The organism is Novosphingobium sp. TCA1, from assembly GCF_009811895.1.
Lineage (GTDB): Bacteria > Pseudomonadota > Alphaproteobacteria > Sphingomonadales > Sphingomonadaceae > Novosphingobium > Novosphingobium panipatense_A.
On sequence record NZ_BLJH01000012.1, the window covers coordinates 96,530 to 114,244 of the forward strand.

The 17,715-nt window shown below is 64.9% G+C and carries 20 protein-coding genes, 1 tRNA gene and 1 pseudogene; 9 read left to right on the forward strand and 13 right to left on the reverse strand.

Going from position 1 to position 17,715, the window contains the following annotated elements:
* Positions 1-111: 111 nt before the first annotated feature.
* From serS to NTCA1_RS14895, 4 genes are all read left to right on the forward strand, one after another.
* Positions 112-1,392, forward strand: a complete 1,281-nt coding sequence (gene serS, locus NTCA1_RS14880) for a serine--tRNA ligase (protein WP_159831083.1) — start codon at positions 112-114, stop codon at positions 1,390-1,392.
* Between the two features lie 162 nt (positions 1,393-1,554).
* Positions 1,555-2,319: a 5'/3'-nucleotidase SurE gene (gene surE, locus NTCA1_RS14885; RefSeq protein WP_086493485.1), complete on the forward strand. Its 765-nt coding sequence runs from the start codon at positions 1,555-1,557 to the stop codon at positions 2,317-2,319.
* On the forward strand, positions 2,316-3,443 hold the full coding sequence (locus tag NTCA1_RS14890) for a LysM peptidoglycan-binding domain-containing M23 family metallopeptidase (protein ID WP_236549338.1): 1,128 nt from the start codon (positions 2,316-2,318) through the stop codon (positions 3,441-3,443). Before surE ends, NTCA1_RS14890 begins: the two co-directional genes overlap by 4 nt.
* A gap of 59 nt (positions 3,444-3,502) precedes the next feature.
* Positions 3,503-4,582, forward strand: a complete 1,080-nt coding sequence (locus NTCA1_RS14895) for a TrkA family potassium uptake protein (protein WP_133083739.1) — start codon at positions 3,503-3,505, stop codon at positions 4,580-4,582.
* Here the strand turns inward: NTCA1_RS14895 and NTCA1_RS14900 are convergent.
* Positions 4,574-4,966 carry a DUF1761 domain-containing protein gene (locus tag NTCA1_RS14900; protein WP_086493487.1) on the reverse strand — a complete coding sequence of 131 codons (393 nt, stop codon included), beginning with the start codon at positions 4,964-4,966 and terminating at the stop codon, positions 4,574-4,576. The two genes, NTCA1_RS14895 and NTCA1_RS14900, sit on opposite strands and share 9 nt — an antisense overlap.
* Positions 4,967-5,153: 187 nt before the next feature.
* On the opposite strand from NTCA1_RS14900, the gene rimO reads away from it, so the two are divergent.
* On the forward strand, positions 5,154-6,536 hold the full coding sequence (gene rimO / locus NTCA1_RS14905; RefSeq protein WP_159831084.1) for a 30S ribosomal protein S12 methylthiotransferase RimO: 1,383 nt from the start codon (positions 5,154-5,156) through the stop codon (positions 6,534-6,536).
* Positions 6,537-6,789: 253 nt separating this feature from the next.
* Here the strand turns inward: rimO and NTCA1_RS14910 are convergent, their stop codons facing one another.
* Complete coding sequence (locus NTCA1_RS14910; protein WP_159831085.1) at positions 6,790-7,029, reverse strand: hypothetical protein; 240 nt, start codon at positions 7,027-7,029, stop codon at positions 6,790-6,792.
* 117 nt (positions 7,030-7,146) lie between these two features.
* On the opposite strand from NTCA1_RS14910, the gene NTCA1_RS14915 reads away from it, so the two are divergent.
* On the forward strand, positions 7,147-7,908 hold the full coding sequence (locus NTCA1_RS14915) for a molybdopterin-binding protein (RefSeq protein ID WP_133083737.1): 762 nt from the start codon (positions 7,147-7,149) through the stop codon (positions 7,906-7,908).
* Complete coding sequence (locus NTCA1_RS14920; protein WP_159831086.1) at positions 7,898-8,446, forward strand: hypothetical protein; 549 nt, start codon at positions 7,898-7,900, stop codon at positions 8,444-8,446. Before NTCA1_RS14915 ends, NTCA1_RS14920 begins: the two co-directional genes overlap by 11 nt.
* Before the next feature lie 9 nt (positions 8,447-8,455).
* On the opposite strand, the gene NTCA1_RS14925 is transcribed toward NTCA1_RS14920, so the two are convergent.
* The 3 genes from NTCA1_RS14925 to rplK form a co-directional block, all read right to left on the reverse strand.
* Complete coding sequence (locus NTCA1_RS14925; RefSeq protein ID WP_086493491.1) at positions 8,456-9,304, reverse strand: TauD/TfdA family dioxygenase; 849 nt, start codon at positions 9,302-9,304, stop codon at positions 8,456-8,458.
* A 175-nt stretch (positions 9,305-9,479) separates the two neighbouring features.
* A complete protein-coding gene (gene rplA, locus NTCA1_RS14930) occupies positions 9,480-10,181 on the reverse strand; it encodes a 50S ribosomal protein L1 (RefSeq protein ID WP_086493492.1) in 702 nt (233 codons plus the stop codon).
* A gap of 4 nt (positions 10,182-10,185) precedes the next feature.
* On the reverse strand, positions 10,186-10,617 hold the full coding sequence (gene rplK / locus NTCA1_RS14935; RefSeq protein WP_086493493.1) for a 50S ribosomal protein L11: 432 nt from the start codon (positions 10,615-10,617) through the stop codon (positions 10,186-10,188).
* 139 nt (positions 10,618-10,756) lie between these two features.
* Between rplK and NTCA1_RS14940 the strand changes: the two genes are divergently transcribed.
* Complete coding sequence (locus tag NTCA1_RS14940; RefSeq protein ID WP_236549339.1) at positions 10,757-11,530, forward strand: GNAT family N-acetyltransferase; 774 nt, start codon at positions 10,757-10,759, stop codon at positions 11,528-11,530.
* Between the two features lie 68 nt (positions 11,531-11,598).
* Here the strand turns inward: NTCA1_RS14940 and nusG are convergent, their stop codons facing one another.
* From nusG to NTCA1_RS14960, 4 genes are all read right to left on the reverse strand, one after another.
* Positions 11,599-12,135: a transcription termination/antitermination protein NusG gene (nusG, locus tag NTCA1_RS14945; protein WP_086493494.1), complete on the reverse strand. Its 537-nt coding sequence runs from the start codon at positions 12,133-12,135 to the stop codon at positions 11,599-11,601.
* A 30-nt stretch (positions 12,136-12,165) separates the two neighbouring features.
* Positions 12,166-12,360: a preprotein translocase subunit SecE gene (gene secE / locus NTCA1_RS14950; RefSeq protein WP_086493495.1), complete on the reverse strand. Its 195-nt coding sequence runs from the start codon at positions 12,358-12,360 to the stop codon at positions 12,166-12,168.
* A 384-nt stretch (positions 12,361-12,744) separates the two neighbouring features.
* Positions 12,745-14,274, reverse strand: coding sequence for a hypothetical protein (locus NTCA1_RS14955; protein ID WP_201282494.1), 1,530 nt, complete (start codon positions 14,272-14,274; stop codon positions 12,745-12,747).
* A gap of 220 nt (positions 14,275-14,494) precedes the next feature.
* Positions 14,495-14,570, reverse strand: a tRNA-Trp gene (locus tag NTCA1_RS14960).
* A gap of 264 nt (positions 14,571-14,834) precedes the next feature.
* Between NTCA1_RS14960 and aat the strand changes: the two are divergent.
* Positions 14,835-15,362, forward strand: a pseudogene (gene aat, locus NTCA1_RS28710) (leucyl/phenylalanyl-tRNA--protein transferase); the annotation flags it as partial.
* Between the two features lie 44 nt (positions 15,363-15,406).
* Here the strand turns inward: aat and NTCA1_RS14970 are convergent.
* From NTCA1_RS14970 to NTCA1_RS14985, 4 genes are read right to left on the reverse strand one after another with little or no spacing between them, the layout of a single operon-like run.
* Positions 15,407-16,060, reverse strand: a complete 654-nt coding sequence (locus tag NTCA1_RS14970) for a DUF2155 domain-containing protein (RefSeq protein WP_236549340.1) — start codon at positions 16,058-16,060, stop codon at positions 15,407-15,409.
* 8 nt (positions 16,061-16,068) lie between these two features.
* A complete protein-coding gene (locus tag NTCA1_RS14975) occupies positions 16,069-16,476 on the reverse strand; it encodes an NADH:ubiquinone oxidoreductase subunit NDUFA12 (RefSeq protein WP_086493497.1) in 408 nt (135 codons plus the stop codon).
* A gap of 52 nt (positions 16,477-16,528) precedes the next feature.
* Entirely contained in the window at positions 16,529-17,026 is a 498-nt protein-coding gene (locus NTCA1_RS14980) for a DUF192 domain-containing protein (protein ID WP_236549341.1), read from the reverse strand.
* 1 nt (position 17,027) lies between these two features.
* Positions 17,028-17,573 carry a regulatory protein RecX gene (locus NTCA1_RS14985; protein ID WP_086493498.1) on the reverse strand — a complete coding sequence of 182 codons (546 nt, stop codon included), beginning with the start codon at positions 17,571-17,573 and terminating at the stop codon, positions 17,028-17,030.
* Between the last annotated feature and the right edge of the window lie 142 nt (positions 17,574-17,715).

Below are 17,715 nucleotides of genomic sequence, written 5' to 3' on the forward strand. Positions count from 1 at the left end.
CGGCCTGACAATCAGGCCTCCCGACATTTTCCCCAAGATCGCCGTTTTCCGCAAGGCCAACCGCCGCCTCGAATCTTGCGCCTTCCGGCGTGAGACGGCATAGCGCGCGCCATGCACGATATCCGCCTGATCCGCGAGAATCCCGAAGGATTCGACGCCGGCCTCGCCCGCCGTGGGGTAGCCCCCGTGGCCGCCGACATCCTCGCCCTCGACGAGCAGCGCCGCTCGGTCGCGACGCGCATGCAGGAAGCGCAGAATCGCCGCAACGAAGCCTCAAAGTCGATCGGCAAGGCCATGGGCCAGGGCGACACCGCCACCGCCGACGCGCTCAAGGCCGAAGTGGCCCAGCTGAAGGACACGCTCCCCACCCTCGAAGCCGAGGAAAAGGACCTGACCGCGCAGCTTCAGGGCGTGCTGGCCGGCCTGCCCAACATCCCCGTGGCCGAAGTGCCCGAAGGCGCGGACGAGACCGAGAACCTCGAAGTCGCCAAGTGGGGCACGCCCGGCACTTACGCGTTCACGCCCAAGGAACATGCCGACCTCGGCCCCGCGCTCGGCCTCGATTTCGAGACCGGCGCCAAGCTTTCGGGCGCGCGCTTCACGTTCCTCAAGGGCCAGATGGCCCGCCTGCACCGCGCCCTCGCCCAGTTCATGCTGGACACCCAGACGGCCACCAACGGCTACATGGAATGCATCGTGCCGCTGCTGGTCAAGGACGAGGCCGTGTTCGGCACGGGCCAGCTTCCCAAGTTCGCGGAAGATCTGTTCAGGACCACCGACGGCCGCTGGCTGATCCCCACCGCCGAAGTCTCGCTGACCAACGCGGTGCAGGACGAGATCGTCGATCTCGAAGCCCTGCCGCTGCGCATGACCGCGCTCACCCCCTGCTTCCGCTCCGAAGCGGGTTCGGCAGGCCGCGACACGCGCGGGTTCATCCGCCAGCACCAGTTCGAGAAAGTCGAACTCGTCACCGTCTGCCAGCCCGACCAGTCGGAAGCCGAGCACGAGAAGATGGTCGCTGCCGCGGAATCGATCCTGCAGGCGCTGGAGCTGCCCTATCGCAAGGTGCTGCTCTGCTCGGGCGACATGGGCTTCACCGCCAACAAGACCTTCGACCTCGAAGTCTGGCTGCCCGGCCAGGGCGCCTACCGCGAGATCAGCTCGGTTTCGAACTGCGGCGATTTCCAGGCCCGCCGCATGAACGCGCGCTTCAAGCCGGAAGGCTCGAAGAAGACCGAGTTCCTGCACACCCTCAACGGGTCGGGGCTCGCAGTCGGCCGCACGCTCGTGGCCGTTCTGGAGAACTACCAGCAGGAAGACGGCTCCGTGCTGGTGCCCGAGGCGCTCAAGCCGTGGATGGGCGGGATCGAGAAGCTGGAGCCCTGCTTCTGAGAGGGCTTCGACAGGCTCAGCCTGAGCGGGGTTGAGAGGACTTCCTCCAATCCCGGCCAGCCTGAGCCACCGCTTCGGCTTATCTTGAGCCGCCCCCTCCGCTCATCCTGAGCCTGTCGAAGGATGAATGGGCCAAACGCCCGGCCAATTGAGAGAGACACCATGCGCATCCTGCTCACCAACGACGACGGCATCAACGCTCCCGGCCTCTATGTGCTGGAAAAGATCGCCGCGCAGCTTTCGGACGATATCTGGATCTGCGCGCCGAGTGAGGAACAGTCGGGCGCGGGCCACTCGCTGACGCTGACCCGTCCGGTGCGGATGCGCGAACATGCGCCGAAGCGCTTCTCGGTTACCGGCACGCCCACCGATTCGGTGACGATGGGCCTCAGGAAGGCCCTGCCCGGCCCGCCCGACCTGATCCTCTCCGGCGTCAATCGCGGCGCCAACCTGGGCGACGACGTGACTTATTCGGGCACCGTCTCGGCCGCCATGGAAGGCGCGCTGGCGGGCATCCGCTCGATCGCGCTCAGCCAGGTCTATGCGGGCGAAGGCTTAGGCAACAACGTCAGCTTCTCGGCGGCCGAGGAATGGGGCGCCAAAGTGCTCAAGCCCCTGATCGACGCGCCTTTCGCGCCGCGCACGCTGATCAACGTGAACTTCCCGCCGCTCGCAGGCGCCGACGTGAAGGGCATTCGCGTGGTCCGTCAGGGCTTTCACGACTATGCGCGCGGTTCTGTGGTGGAAGGCATGGACCCGCGCGGCTTCCCCTACTTCTGGTTCGGCCTCCACGGCATCGAGCACACGCTCGGCCACAACACCGATCTGGAGGCGATTGCCGAAGGCTACATCGCGGTGACGCCGCTCCAGCTGGACCTCACCCACGACGCCTCGCTGGCACAGATCGCGAGCCGCTACGAGGCATGATGCGAAAGTTCCCGTTTCTGCTGGCGGCGCTTGCGCTGCCGGCCCTTGCGCTGCCCGTCATGTCCGAGGCCGCAGCACCGGGGCGTGAGGCCGCGCATGTCGTGGAAGCGGGGGAAACGCTCAACGGCATCGCTAACCGCGCGGGCGTCTCGCCCGAAGCGCTGGCCAAGGCGAACGGGCTGAAGCCGCCTTATGTGGTCAAGCTCGGCCAGACGCTGACGATTCCGCGTGCCAAGGCGGCACCGACGAAGGCGACACCGGCCAAGGCGCGTGCGAACGAGGCCGATCCCGCCGCTCCGGCCAAGCGGGCCGCCGCCGCCGCCAACTCGACCGCGAAGGCTGCCATCGCCGCCGCCAAATCGCCAGAACAGGGCAACGCGCCGGAAGAGGAAAGCGTCCACGTCGTCCAGCCCGGCGAGACGCTGGGCAGCATCGCCCTTGCCGCCAAAGTGCCGCGCATACTCATTGCCGAAGCCAACGGTTTGCAGCCGCCTTACGCGGTGCGCCTCGGGCAGAAGCTGCAGATCCCCCGCACCCGCCGCCACACCGTGAAGGCGGGCGATTCGGGTTTCTCGATCTCCTACAAGTATGCGGTGCCCTGGGAGCAGATCGCCCTGGCCAACGGCCTCGACGCCGCCGCGCCGGTCAAGCCCGGCCAGTCGCTGCTGATCCCGACTTTGCTCGACCCGCCTGCGGTACCGATCGCTGCCCCCACGCCCGCGCCCACACCGTCTGCGACCAGCAAGCCCGCCCGCTTTGCCTGGCCCGTGAACGGCCCGATCCGCCGCGGTTTCCAGACCGGCACCAACCACCACGACGGTATCGACATCACTGCCGCCGAAGGCACGATGGTCCGTGCCGCCGCAGCGGGCACGGTGCGCTTCGCAGGGATGGAAAAGGAACAGTTCGGCAATCTCGTCGTGCTAGACCACGGCGACGGATGGTTCACCGCCTATGCCTTCCTCAGCCGGGTGACCGTGAAGGAAGGCGCCAGGGTCGCCGCCGGAGAGCGCGTCGGCCTAGTCGGCCATACCGGCCTTGCCAAGGGCAACGAACTGCACTTCGAAGTCCGCCAGGACGGAAAGCCGGTCGATCCGCTCGGAGACTTGCCCAAGGTTCGGTAAGGGTCTGTTTGCAAAACGCTCTTGCGGGCGTTTTGCAAACAAGGTCTAACTCGGCGGGCATGTCGAAGAGGCGATCCTCGCACCACCTGTTCCGCCGCCCCGCGATCAAGCCCCTGCGCCGCGCGCTGGCGGTTCCGGTCTGGGCCGATGTAGCCCTGCGGCTCGGCGGCGCGTTCCTGCTGATCTTCATCGTCATCATGGTCCACTGGAGCGACCGGGCGGGCCTCAACGACGTTCACGACGGGCAGGTCAGCTTCCTCGACGTCGTCTACTTCACGATGATCTCGATCACCACGACCGGCTTCGGTGACATCGCCCCGGTCAGCGATCGCGCGCGGCTGATAGAGGCCGTGCTGGTCACGCCGATCAGGCTTGCCGTCATCACCATCTTCGTGGGCACCGCCTACAACTTCATCATCAAGCGCAGCTGGGAGACATGGCGCATGAAGCGCATCCAGGAGAGGCTGGAAGACCACATCGTCGTGCTCGGCTTCGGCGTCAGCGGTTCGGAAGCGGCGAAGGAGCTGATCGAGCGCGGCACCGACCCGGCCTGCATCGTGGTCGTCGATCCCGTGCAGGCGCGCCTTTCCCAGGCCGAGAAGCTCGGCTGCAACGTGCTCCAGGGCGATGCCACGCGCGACGAGGTGCAGAACGCCGTGCGCGTGGGCACGGCGCGCACGATCCTGGTTTCGGCGGGGCGGGACGATACATCGGTGCTGATCGTGCTGACTGCCCGCCATCTAGCCCCGACAACGCCGATCACCGTCGTGATCCGGGCCGACGACAACGAACTGCTCGCGCGCCAGGCCGGGGCCAACAACGTCATCAACCCGGTCCGCTTCACCGGCCTGCTGCTGGCCGGCTCCGCCGAAGGCCAGCATGTGGCCGACTACTTCTCCGACCTCGCCTCGGTGGCGGGCCGCGTCCAGCTGGTGGAGCGGCCGGTCGAGCCTTCCGAAATCGGCCTGTCGCTCGACCGGCTCGCCAGTGGCGGCAAGGGCCTCAGGATCTACCGGGGCGAACGGTCGATCGGCTTCTGGGAAGACGAGGCGAAAGTCCTGGCGGCCGGAGACATCGTCGTCGAGATCCTGCCGACGGTAACGAAAGACCGGCCGCCAGCTGGAGAAGATTCAGCCTAGCAGCCAGAACACCAGGCCCATGGCGAGATAGGCGACCAGCCAGAACAGGCAGTCCATCGCCCGGCGCATCGGTTCGGCTCGGTAGCGCACATGGGTCAGCCAGATCGCCGGCAGCACGAAGGCGATCGCGACGCCGCCCGTCTGCATGAAATAGAGCCAGGGCTTGGCCGCCAGCGTTTCCGCACCGATCCGCGCGAAATTGTGGCCCAACATGACAGAGCTGATCAGGAACACGAAACAGACGAGGCCGTAATTGCTCGCCCGCTCGGACTTGCCGGGCGAAAGGCTGCGTCCGTCCTGAAACGGCGGGCCGTTCCAGACGATCCCCAGAACGACGGCCAGCGCCGCTGCAAGAAACACCGCCAGCCAGTTCACCGGACCCATTGCCACGCTCCTTATGCGAATGGCCTTTCCCAAACGGCCATTTTCCAACAGGTTCTTCCTTGCGCAGGGTCTTCCCCAAGGTGCAAGGGCGCTATGGGTATGCGAGGCGAATAGATGCGAATCATTTTCACATGATTCGTTTTTCGTGACTCTCGGCCGCAATGCGCGTATCGGGCGCGCCATTCCTATGGCTATCGAAATCCCCTCTCCGCCCAAGGTCGGCATGGTCAGCCTCGGCTGCCCCAAGGCGCTTGTCGACTCCGAACGCATCCTCACCCGCCTGCGCGCCGACGGCTATACGATGAGCCCGGACTATGCCGGGGCCGATGTCGTGCTCGTCAACACTTGCGGATTCCTTGATTCCGCGAAGGAAGAGAGCCTCTCCGCGATCGGTGAAGCCATTGCCGAAAACGGCCGCGTCATCGTCACCGGCTGCATGGGCAACGAGGCCGACGTGATCCGCGCCCGCTTCCCGGACGTGCTGGCCGTCACCGGTGCGCATCAGTACGAAGCCGTGGTCGAGGCCGTGCACGAGGCCGCCCCGCCTGAGCTTTCGCCTTACGTCGATCTCATCCCGCAGGCCTACGACGAAGCTGGCGTGAAGCTGACGCCGCGCCACTACGGCTATCTGAAGATCTCGGAAGGCTGCAACCACGCTTGCTCTTTCTGCATCATCCCCAGCCTGCGCGGCAAGCTGGCGAGCCGCCGCATCGACGCGGTGCTGCGCGAGGCGGAAAAGCTGGTTCAGGCAGGGACCCGCGAACTTCTGGTGATCAGCCAGGACACTTCGGCCTATGGCGTCGATGTGCGGCATGAGACGCGCATGTGGAAGGACCACGAGGTCCGCACCCACATGACCGACTTGGCGCGCGAACTTGGGCAGCTCAGCGATTCGCAGGGCCGCAAGCCCTGGGTGCGCCTGCACTACGTCTACCCCTACCCCCATGTCGACGCGGTGATCCCGCTCATGGCGGAAGGGCTGATCACGCCTTATCTCGACATTCCGTTCCAGCACGCGGCGCCTTCGGTGCTCAAATCGATGAAGCGCCCGGCCAACGAAGCCAAGGTGCTGGACCGCCTGCACAAATGGCGTGAAATCTGCCCGGATATCGCCATTCGCTCCAGCTTCGTGGTCGGCTTCCCGGGCGAGACGGAAGCGGACTTCCAGTACCTGCTCGACTGGCTGGACGAAGCCCAGCTCGACCGCGTCGGCGCTTTCCGCTTCGAGCCGGTCGAAGGCGCCAGCGCCAACGACCTGCCCGGCGCTGTGCCGGAAGAGGTCAAGGAAGAGCGTTACGCCCGCATCATGGAGAAAACGGCCGCGATCAGCGCCGCCAAGCTCCAGGCCAAGGTCGGCCGCATCCTGCCCGTCATCATCGAAGAAGTGGGCGAGCCGGACGAGGATGGCGACATCGGTGCAACTGGCCGCTCGCAGGCCGACGCCCCCGAAATCGACGGCAACGTCTTCCTTCGCGGCGCCGGCAAGGACCTGCAAGTCGGTGATATCGTTGACGTTCTCATCGAAGATGCCGACGAGCACGACCTCTACGGCGCCTTTACCGAAGTGTGAGCGGATTGGGCCCGGTTGTACGTTATGCAACATAGCCCAATCTTTTCGCATTTGCGGCGAATCGTCCGAAACAGCATATGGAGCAGGCCTTTCAGGCATCCTCTCCCAAAAACTTTTCAAGGGCTGGTCTTCGGGACCGGCCTTTTTTTTGCGCGTCACTGGCGGCCTGGGCTTTGTTTCCTTCGCGCGCGACGGCTGATGCCCGCTTCCTGCCTTACCCGCGCCGTCCCTCCGCACACCTCCCCCTTCTTCGTCATTGCGAGCGTAGGGAAGCAATCCAGAGCGGCTCGGCGCAATTCTGGATTGCTCCGCCACGCTCCTGAGTGACGAGGATGAGCCACACCAACAGCGCGCGGCATGCAATTACGGCAACGCCGCAACCCCTCGAAAACCGCGCAAAACCGACATGTTGCACGTTACGCAACACCACCTCATTTTTTCGCATTTGCAGCAAAACATGTCCGCAGTCATAAGGATCCTGCCTTTCAGGCATCCTCTCCCAAAAACTTTTCATAGGGCTGGTCTTCGGATCGGCCCTTTTTTTTGCCCGTTTTCCAGCGAAAAGCCGCCGCGACTGGCAGAGGGCGCCGCTTTGTCCTAGCCATGCGGCATGGCCGAATCGTCGCGAATCTACACCGCCGCCCTTGTCGTCATTGGTGACGAGATCCTCTCCGGTCGCACGCACGACAAGAACATCGCGCAAGTGGCGACCTGGCTTCAGGTGCAAGGCATCCGCCTCAAGGAAGTGCGGGTGGTGGCGGACGACACCGCCGCCATCGTCGAGGCGGTGAACACACTGCGCGCACGCAACGACTACCTGTTCACGACAGGCGGCATCGGCCCGACGCACGACGACATCACCGTGGACGCCATTGCCGAAGCGCTCGGCGTACCCGTGATCGTCCACCCCGAGGCTCGCGCTATCCTCGAAACCTATTACGAAACGCGCGGCGGCCTCACCGAAGCGCGGTTGCGCATGGCGCGCACCCCGAACGGTGCCAGCCTCATCCCCAACCGCTACACCGGCGCGCCCGGGATCCGCTACGAGAACGTCTTCATCATGGCCGGGGTGCCCAGCATTACCGCAGGCATGCTCGACGCGCTCTCCGGCCAGCTCGAGGGCGGCGCGCAGCTCCTTTCCGAAACGATCGGCTGCTGGGTCGGCGAGAGCGAAGTGGCGACATTGCTGCGCGAGACCGAAAGGGCCTACGAAACCTGCCAGATCGGCTCCTACCCGTTCTGGGGCGAAGGCCGGACCGGTGCCAACTTCGTGATCCGTTCGGTCAGCGCCGAAGATCTCGCCGCCTGTACCCGCGCGCTGGTCCTGGGACTGGAGGCCATGGGCCGCCCGGCAGTGCCCGGTGGCATCTGAGATCGCCGCCTTACTGACGCTGATGGCTTCCACATTGCCCAGCCCCACGCTCGAAGCGTTCGAGGCGGTGCTCAGCCGGCACGACAGCGCGACTCTCGCGCTGGAAGAGTGGTGCGGCGTGCGCGACTTCGCCCCGCGCCCTGCCAGCGTGACGGCGCAACTGGTGACGAGCGAGGACGATGTCCCCCTCCCCACCGGAATCCCAGCGAAACTCGCCCTCTCGAAGGACGAGACCGCCACCTTGCGCAACGTCAGGCTGAGCTGCGGCGCCCGCATCCTGTCAGTGGCCTGGAACTGGTATGTTCCCGAGCGCCTGACGCCGGACATGAACCGATTGCTCGGATCGAGCGACGTTCCCTTCGGCAAGGCCGTCGCTTCGCTTCGCTTTCGGCGCGAACCGCTGGCCGTAACCGCGGGTCCCGCCGCCAACTGCCCGGCAGGCACGATCTCGACGCATCAGGCCATGCTCTACCTGCCCGACGGCAGGCCGCTGGCCTATCTCGTGGAATGCTACACCGCAGCCAACCTCGCCCCCTGAGGTTGCCTTTCAGGCAGCCACCGCCTCGGTTCCGGCGATAGAAGTGCGATGCATCATCCGGCCGGTCGACTTGTCATAAGGAATAGCCCGGTGCATCGCGCCGGTATTATCCCAGATCACGAAATCGCCCTTGGTCCACTTGTGGCGGAGCGAGAACGCGGGCTGGGCGGCCCACTCCTGAAGGCGGATCAGCATCGCGCGGCCCGCCGGCACTTCCATGCCGACGATGTGATCCGCCGTTGTCCCGATCACCAGTGACTTCCGGCCGGATTCGTGGGTCCAGACCAGGGGATGTTCCTTGACCAGACCGATGCCGAGAACCCGCTCACGGTGCTTCTCGGGAATGGCGTCCGCGATCGGCGAGAGGCTCGCCCGCACGGAATGCACGGCCTTGAGCCCCTCCAGCGCCTGCTTCTCTTCGGCAGGCAGCCCTTCGTAAGCTGCATATGTGCTGGCGAACTCCGTCTCCCCTCCAACGGCCGGAGCGATGCGGCAGGACAGCAGCGTCGCGAAAGGCGGCGGCATGTCCACGGTGATCCCGTCCATGTGCCAAAAGAACGTGCCGAGTACATATTCGGGCTGCGGATTGATCTTCTCATCCAGGGTTACCTGGTAGACGTCCTCGTCGTTGGACTGGACGTTGTTACGGGCGGTGAGGCGCACCTTTTCACCCATTGCGCCGGTAATCGCGAGCTGTTCGGCATCGGTAAGATCGAGTTCGGGAAACACGACGACCGTGCGCTCCTCCACCTTGGCGCGGATCGCCCGCGCGGCTTCGGGCGTGAAGATATCCGCGCGGTCGTCCCAGACGACGCGAGAGCCGATGTGTTCCTTGATGTCCTCGAATCGAATGGCCATGGCGGCACGCTCTCCAGCTTATATTTTGAACAGTTGTTCAGCGCCGAATACACCCGCCGGAGACGAGGTGCAAGGCGCGGACTCATGCCTGCGGATCGCCGCAACGAAAAAGGGCCGGAGGTTTCCCTCCGGCCCTTCTATCCGTTTCGCCGATCCCGAGGGATCAGACGCCCAATCAGGCGCCGGCGATGTCGGTCGTGTCGATCTTCAGGCCCGGGCCCATCGACGACGACAGCGAAATCTTGCGAACGTACTTGCCCTTGGAGCCCGAGGGCTTGGCCTTGACGATCGCATCGACGAACGCGTTGAAGTTGGTCAGCAGGTCGGCATCCGAGAACGACATCTTGCCGATACCGGCGTGGATGATGCCCTGCTTTTCGACGCGGAACTCGATCTGGCCGCCCTTGGCGTCCTTCACGGCCTGCGTGACGTTCGGGGTCACGGTGCCGAGCTTCGGGTTCGGCATCAGGCCCTTGGGGCCCAGCAGCTTGCCGAGACGGCCGACGACGCCCATCATGTCCGGGGTGGCGATGACGCGGTCGTAGTCGAGGTTGCCGGCCTGCATGTCGTCCATGAGGTCTTCCGCACCGACCTTGTCGGCACCGGCGGCGAGAGCTTCGGCAGCCTTGTCACCCTTGGCGAACACGGCGACGCGAACGGTCTTGCCGGTACCGGCCGGGAGCGAGACCATGCCGCGAACCATCTGGTCGGCGTGACGCGGGTCGACGCCCAGGTTCATCGCGACTTCAACGGTCTCGTCGAACTTGGTGGTCTTGACGTCGCGCAGGGTCTGAAGCGCGTCCGCAACGGGGTAGAGCTTCATGTTTTCGCCGAGCTTTTCGGTCAGCGACTTCTGCTTCTTGGTCACCTTGGCCATGGAATCAGCCCTCCACCACTTCGAGGCCCATCGCGCGGGCCGAACCTTCGATGATCTTGGTGGCGGCTTCAATGTCGTTGGCATTGAGGTCGGCCATCTTGACCTGGGCGATCTCGGCAAGCTGCGAACGCTTGACGGTACCGGCCTTCACCTTGCCGGGCTCCTTCGAGCCAGACTTGATGCCGACGGCCTTCTTGATGAGGAAGGTAGCAGGCGGGGTCTTGGTGACGAACGTGAAGCTGCGATCCGCATACACCGTGATGATGGTGGGGATCGGCATGCCCTTTTCGAGCTCCTGCGTGGCGGCATTGAACGCCTTGCAGAATTCCATGATGTTCACGCCGCGCTGACCCAGCGCAGGGCCGATCGGCGGGGACGGCGTGGCGCTGCCGGCGGAAACCTGCAGCTTGATGTAACCTTCGATCTTCTTGGCCATGTGGCCACTCCTTTCACACTTTCGCACCTGCCGGGCAGATGCTCATGTTTAGCGGTCTTACGGACGCCGGGGCATCCTCCCGCAGGGAATCGGCACGGCACAGGGCCGCTCCGAAGGGCGCGCCCCTAAACCATATCGCATGAAAAGGAAAGAGCCGGATTCGGCCTTTCGCTCCGGGATCGCCGCCGCCATATCCCCCGGCGACATGACGGAAAACCCACTCGACAACTTCATCTGGTCCGCCCTCTCCACGGAGCAGGCCTCTTTCTCCATCGGCAGTGATCGCGCCCGGCGCTTCGATCCGGCGATCGGCCCGCTTGCAGGCCTGCGCGACCTGTCACCGGAGAGCCTCGCCGCCTTTGGGCAACTGGTTCAGACGACCGGCACGGCGGCGCTCGGCCTCACAGGCGTTACAGAGGACGTTGCCGTCCCCGGCACGCAGGTCCTGCGCGGCGCCGAAGGCGTGCAGATGGTCTTCGACGGCAACGCGGACGCCCTCTCGGAAATCGAACGGGCTTCGGAAGACCCGCGCATCCTACCGCTAAGCGAAAGCGACTACCCGGAGATGCTGGAACTGGCCCTGCTCACCGAACCCGGCCCCTTCGCCGAGCGCACCGGCGATCTCGGGCAGTTCTGGGGTGTTCGCGAGAACGGCCGCCTGCTGGCCATGGCGGGCCAGCGGGTCCGCACGGCGAGCCATGTGGAAGTCAGCGGCGTCTGCACCCATCCCGATGGGCGCGGCAAGGGCTATGCGGCCCTGCTCTCCCGCCGCGTGGCCGGTGCAATCCTCGGAGAAGGCCGGTGCCCCCTGCTGCACAGCTATACCGACAACGAGACGGCGCTGGCGCTCTACCGGAGGCTGGGCTTCGTCGAACGCACCCTTGTGCGCTTCACGATATACGGGCCGGAATGAGTCGGGGAGCCCCGCTCCCAAACCCTTTCGCACAAACAAAAAGGCCGGGCGTTGGCCCGGCCTTTCGATCACTTGCTGAGTTCGACGTGCTCGAAGTCGAGCTCGACCGGCGTGGCGCGGCCGAAGATCGAGACCGAGACCTTGACCTTGTTCTTGTCGAAATCGAGTTCCTCGACGATGCCGTTGAAGCTGGCGAAAGGCCCATCGAGCACCTTCACCGAATCGCCGATCTCGTAATCGATGTTGACGGTCTTGCGCGGCGCGGCGGCAGCGGCTTCGGCAGCACCGAAGTAACGGGCAGCCTCGGTCTCGCTGATTGCCTGCGGCTTGCCGCTGGAACCCAGGAAGCCGGTGACCTTCGGGGTGTTCTTGACGAGGTGGTAGACGTCGTCGTTCAGTGCGAGCTTGGCCAGGACGTAGCCGGGCATGGTCTTGCGCTCGACCTGGACCTTCTTGCCGCGCTTCACTTCGGTAATGGTCTCGTGCGGGACCTGCACGTCCTCGACAAGCTGCGAAAGCCCCATCCGCTCGGCTTCCGAGAGGATGGATTCCTTCACCTTGTTCTCGAAACCGGAATAGGCGTGGATGATGTACCAGCGGGCCATGGTTCTCTCTTCGTAAGCTAGTTCAGGCGATCAGAGCAGCGACAGGATCGAGCTGACGACCCAGCCGAACAGTGCATCGATCCCCAGGAAGAACACCGCGAGGAAAACGGTCATGATGCCGACGAAAATGGCCGTGGTCACCGTCTCCTGGCGCGAGGGCCAGTAGATCTTGGAGGTTTCCGTACGAACCTGACGGATGAATTCGCCGGGACTGGTCTTGGCCATGACTGTCGTTCTCGCGTCTCTTGCCTGCTGCCTGAGCAGAAAAATAAGTCTCGTCTTCCGGCTAGGGCTCATCGCCGCCCCGGCCGAGGCCGGGAGGGGCAGATGCGATCCTCATGTCGGAAGGAACCGCCGACTTAGCCCCGACCCGCTCGATTTGCAAGGAGGCTTTGTTGAGCGCGCTCGTCGTTGATGCGCCCGTCATTGCGGCACCGGCCCACGCCCCCACCCACCACCCGCAGGATACTACTGTTGGGTGGTGGGTGGGGGCGCCTAAAGACAACTGGGGCCGGTGCCGCAAGCCTTCGACGAATGTCGAAGGCGTACCCAACAGAAGACTCCGCCGGTGCCGCCAAAAATCCACCTACAGGCGGATTTTCAAACTCCCTACGACCCCGGCGCCGAAGGGTCGGCCAGACGCGCCAGGAAGGAATTCTCGCTGGAATAGAGAATGCGCGCCCCGTCCGGCAGCGCCACTGGCTTGATCCGGCCGATGTACCACAGATACTCGGCATGACGGGCGGGACCGAACTTGCGCAAGTCGATATGCTGGCGCGGCGAGTAGAGGATGCGCTGGCTGGGGTCGGCGAAGCGGTACGACAGGTCCCGCATCGACAGCATATGCACGTCGGGCAGCGCGAAGTTGGAGTTCTCCATCGCACTGCGGCGCACCACCGCATAAGAGCCGAAGTGCTCGAACGGGCCGAAGCGCCACTGGATGCGCGGTATGGCAACGGCCGTGGCGACGCGGGCGCCCTCCGGCACCTGGTCGAGCGCGGCGATCAGCTGGCGCGCGGTCTGGGCGTCCTGATACCAGACAACCGTGGTTACCGCCGTGCGCGACACGAACAGCGAGGCCGCGGCAATCACCATCCAGCGCCGGAACGGCAGGTCGATCGCGAGGCAGGCGACCAGCAGCGCGGTCGTGCTCAGGCGGTAGTCGGCATAGTCGCCGCCGAAGATCTGGCGCGGCACGATCAGCGTCAGCACCAGCAGGATCAGCGCGGCCCAGCCGAAGCGGCCGTCGATGCGCTTGCGCAGCAGTGCCCAGCCGAGCACCACCATCACGAGATCGAGGCTGATGATGTCGAAGTAGAAGTCGAAGCTGCGCATCGCCTTGTAGAGGATGCCCCACTTGTATTCGAGCACGTAGCGCCCGTAGGACACCTTCGAGTTCGACCCGACGCCCATCAGCATCGGGAAAAGCGGGAAGATCAGCGGCCAGGGCATCACGAACGGGCGCCAGTCCAGCCAGCTGCGACGGCGGCTCCATTCGTATCCGAACAGCATCACACCCATCACGCCCCAGCCCGAGACGTGGCAGAGCCAGACCACGAAGCTGATCGGCACCATCGGCATCCAGCGCCAGGGCTTGCCTTCCAGCCTTACCCAGAGGGCGAAAGTGAAAAGGCCAAGCGCGATCGACAGCGAATAGTTGAGGAAGCCCATCAGCAGCGAGGGCGACCAGATCATCGCGAAGGCAAGGATCGGGCCCACGCCCAACTTGCGGCCGAGCGAGCGGCAGGCCGCGACGATCGACAGGCCGGTGAGGAAGGGAATCATCGCCACGATGATTCGGCCTGCCTGCTCCAGCCCGAAGATCGGCGCCATCGGCACCATCAGCAGTTCGACGCCGAGATTGCCGGTCCATTCCCAGTTGAAAACGAAATAGCGGGTCAGATAGGGATCGGCCCCGTGATCGAGCGCGACCTTGTAGCCGGCCAGATGCGAGGGATAGTCCGTCATCTGCGGCGCCCAGGCGACGAGCGCGGGCAAGGCGGCCACGGCCGACAGCACCACGCCCAGAACGAGCGCCTTGTCCTGCCCCAGCAGCTCGGCAAGACGCTGCCACAGGCTGCGCCATCTGCCGTTGTTCAGTCCGATCTGTTCCGCTTGCGGTTGCGCGGTTCCGTGCATCAGCGCCTGTATCTTTCCCGAGAAAGCCCCCGAACGATTTTGGTCCGGGCCTTCGACCAGGGTCGCAAGATGCCCGATTCGCCAAAGGCGGCTCTCTAATCGCAGTGCCGCGAATGACAAGGGAGACACGGTATCGCGCTTCTCCGTTTATCGCAATTGCAGCACGTAACGCGAAACGCCCGCTTCCGATCTAATCGGTAGCGGGCGTTTCATGAAATGCTGGCAGGAGTGGAGGGACTCGAACCCACGGCCCTCGGTTTTGGAGACCGATGCTCTACCAACTGAGCTACACTCCTGCGGGCGAGGTGGCCTCTAGAAGGAGACGGCGGGGATTACAAGAGGGTTGCGCGGCATTACGCAAGATAATTCGCCTACTTGCATTTTCCCTTGGGAAAACCCCAGATAACATGGAGAAACGCGCCGCTTTCGCGGATCGGGAGGGCCGGATACCCTGCCCCGGAACCTCTGCTCCGCGGCCGTTTTTCTACAATTGTCAGGACTTCATCGCCCGGATCATGCACGCACCCCGAACCCCGACCATGATCGAACCCGACCTGCTGATGCTGGCCTATCGCAGCGGCATCTTCCCCATGGCAGACAGCCGCGACGACCCCGAAATCTACTGGATCGAGCCGCGCCTGCGCGCCATTCTTCCGCTCGGCGGCTTTCACCTGTCGCATTCTCTGGCCCGCACCTTGCGGCGGGGGCGATTCTCGGTGACCTGCAATGCCGCCTTTTCCGACGTCATGGAGGCCTGCGCAGCACCGCGCCATATCCGTCCCGGCAGCGATGATGAGGGCGGAAGCTGGATCAGCCACCGCATCCAGGCGAGCTACGAGAATCTGCACCATCTTGGACACGCCCACTCGATCGAAGTGTGGCAGCAGGACGGAAACGGCGCGCCGCTGCTGGTCGGCGGCCTATACGGCGTGGGGTTCGACCGGGTGTTCTGCGGCGAGAGCATGTTCTCGCGGGCGACCGATTCGTCGAAAGTCGCGCTGGCCTATCTGGTCGCCGCGCTGCGGCTTGCCGGGGCCAGACTGCTGGACTGCCAGTTCATGACGCCCCACCTCGCCTCGCTGGGCGCGATCGAGATGCCACAGAAGCGCTACCTGGCGCTGCTGCAGCAGGCTCAATCCTCGGAAGGTGCCTCGGGGCTGGCGACGGGTGCGGGCGCGGCCGAAGGGCTGGCGGTCGGCGACGGCGCAGCCGAAGGCGGGGCGCCTGCATTGCCGGATGCCTTTGCGGCGCTTCTGGCGGAAGCCGCCGCGGCAGGAAGCGCTTCCTCGCCGGGGAAAGTCATCGCGCAGCTTTTGACCCAGACGTCATAGACCGGGTGTTCGACGACGTTGAGCGCGGGCGAATTCTTGAACAGCCAGCCGGAGAACACCTTGCGCCAACCCAGCCTTTCGGCGGCGCTGCGGCGTTCTTCCACGAAAGCCTGGACGAAAGCGCCCTCTTCCTGAGGCTGCTCCCAAGGAAGCGACTTCTCGCAAGTGGCGACCTTGACGACGAGATTGCCGATCCGGCGCGCCTCGCCCGGCTTCATCACCAGGTCCTGCGTCAGGTTGTTGCGCTTGTTGAGTACGCCCAGCGTGACGACGCGGTCCTTGTTGGGCGTGCCGATCTGCTGGCCCTTGGCGGCCTGGGCCGGTCCGGCCTGCATCCCGGCGATCGCGTCCGGGACGCTGGTGTCCTGCACTTCGGGTGCCGGCTCGCCCTTGCCGCACCCCGCAAGGAGCGGCAGCAGGACAAGGACCGGCGCGAAGGCGGTAAATCGCGTCACGGAAGCGCTCAGGCTTCCGGCGACCAGGCTTCGTAGTCGCCCGTGGCAGCGGCGCGCTTGCCGCCCCGCTCCAGCGCGCCCTGCGGACGATAGGCGGTGACAGTGCCGGTGGCATTGGGGGTGTAGTCCACTTCCCAGATGCGCGCAGGGGCCAGGTGGCTTTCCGGCACGCCGTCATAGGAGTGATGCAGCCAGCCATGCCATTCGGACGGCACGTTGCTGGCGTCGTTTGCGCCCGCATAGATCACCCAGCGGCGTTCGTACCCTTCGGTGGTCCGCACTTTGGCGGACTTCGAGCGGTAGTACTTGTTGCCCTGCGCGTCGGTGCCGACATGCTCGCCGTTACGCGAGCTCCAGAGCGAGGTGCCGATGGTGGCGCCGTCCCACCAGGTGAAGATCTTGGACAGGATTCCCATGAGCCGCGCGTTAGCGCCCTTCTCTCGGGATGCCAAGCGCTTTACCTGCAATTCACGGTGCTTTCCACGAGACCTTGTCGCCTGCCGCGATCCCAAGCTGCGCGGCGCGCCCGCCGATGAGTTCCAGAACGGCGATCGCCGGGCCGTCCGAAGCCACCGGCGTTTCGTCATAAGGCTGGGCGTTCGCGCCGATGTTGATGATCCTGTGGTCCGGCCCGATGAAGATGATGTCGAGCGGGATGACGGTATTCCGCATCCAGAACGCCGCCTTGCGCGGGGTCTTTTCGGGAAAGACCATGCCCTCATCCGGGCCCAATTCGGTTCGGAACATCAGGCCCTTGGCCTGCTCCACGTCGCTGCGGGCCACTTCCACGGCGAAACGGTGGGCATTGCCGCCCGATTCGATCGTAAGCGCCACCACCGGCAGCCCGGAAACCGGATGAACCGAGACGGGCGGCGTCGCCTCGCCTGCCGAAACCCCGCTTTCCTGCGAACAGCCGGTCAGCCCCGCCGCCATCAACAGCAGCGCGGCAAGCGTGGTCCTGTGCATTCTAGTAATCCTCCCGCGCGGATTCGACCCATTGCTCCGCCGATTCCACATCGTCCGCTTCCAGAATCCGGCGCGCGACCTCCATCCGGTGTCCGGCCCGCAGCATCGCCGCCATCTGCTTCTCGCGGGTCGGGCGATCGGGCGTCTCCATAGCAAAGGGCCCGAACCGCCGCCTGCGCGCGAGAACCAGCGCCGCGCCGCGTTCCGCCGCCTCGTCGGGGCGGACTTCCTCGCGAAGATCCTCGTCCAGCCCGGCATGGCCGAGCGCCTCCCCCACACGCCGCGCACCGTAGCCGCGCCGCAGCAGGCTGCCCGCCTTCATCCGCGCCCAGCCCGCATCGTCGACATAGCCGAGTTCGACATAGCGGGCGATCAGCCGCCCCAGATCCGGCGCCTGCTCCTCGCCCCACCCCCGCTCGCGCAATTTGCGCTGCAGATAATCGCGCAGCTTGCCTTGCGTCGTGGCGAAACGCGCGACATAGGCCAGCGCCAATTCTTCCAGGCGGGCTTCGGTAAGTGGTTGCGGATTGTGACGCTTCACGGACATCTTGCCCTATTCGTGCCACACTCGGCTTGGATTGGGGAGAGCGCACGGAACCACGTCGTGCGGATTTGCTGGCTCCGGTACCTTGAAAACCGGATGGCAGCGCGGGGTTCCGGTGAGAATAAACGGTACAACAACAACGGGT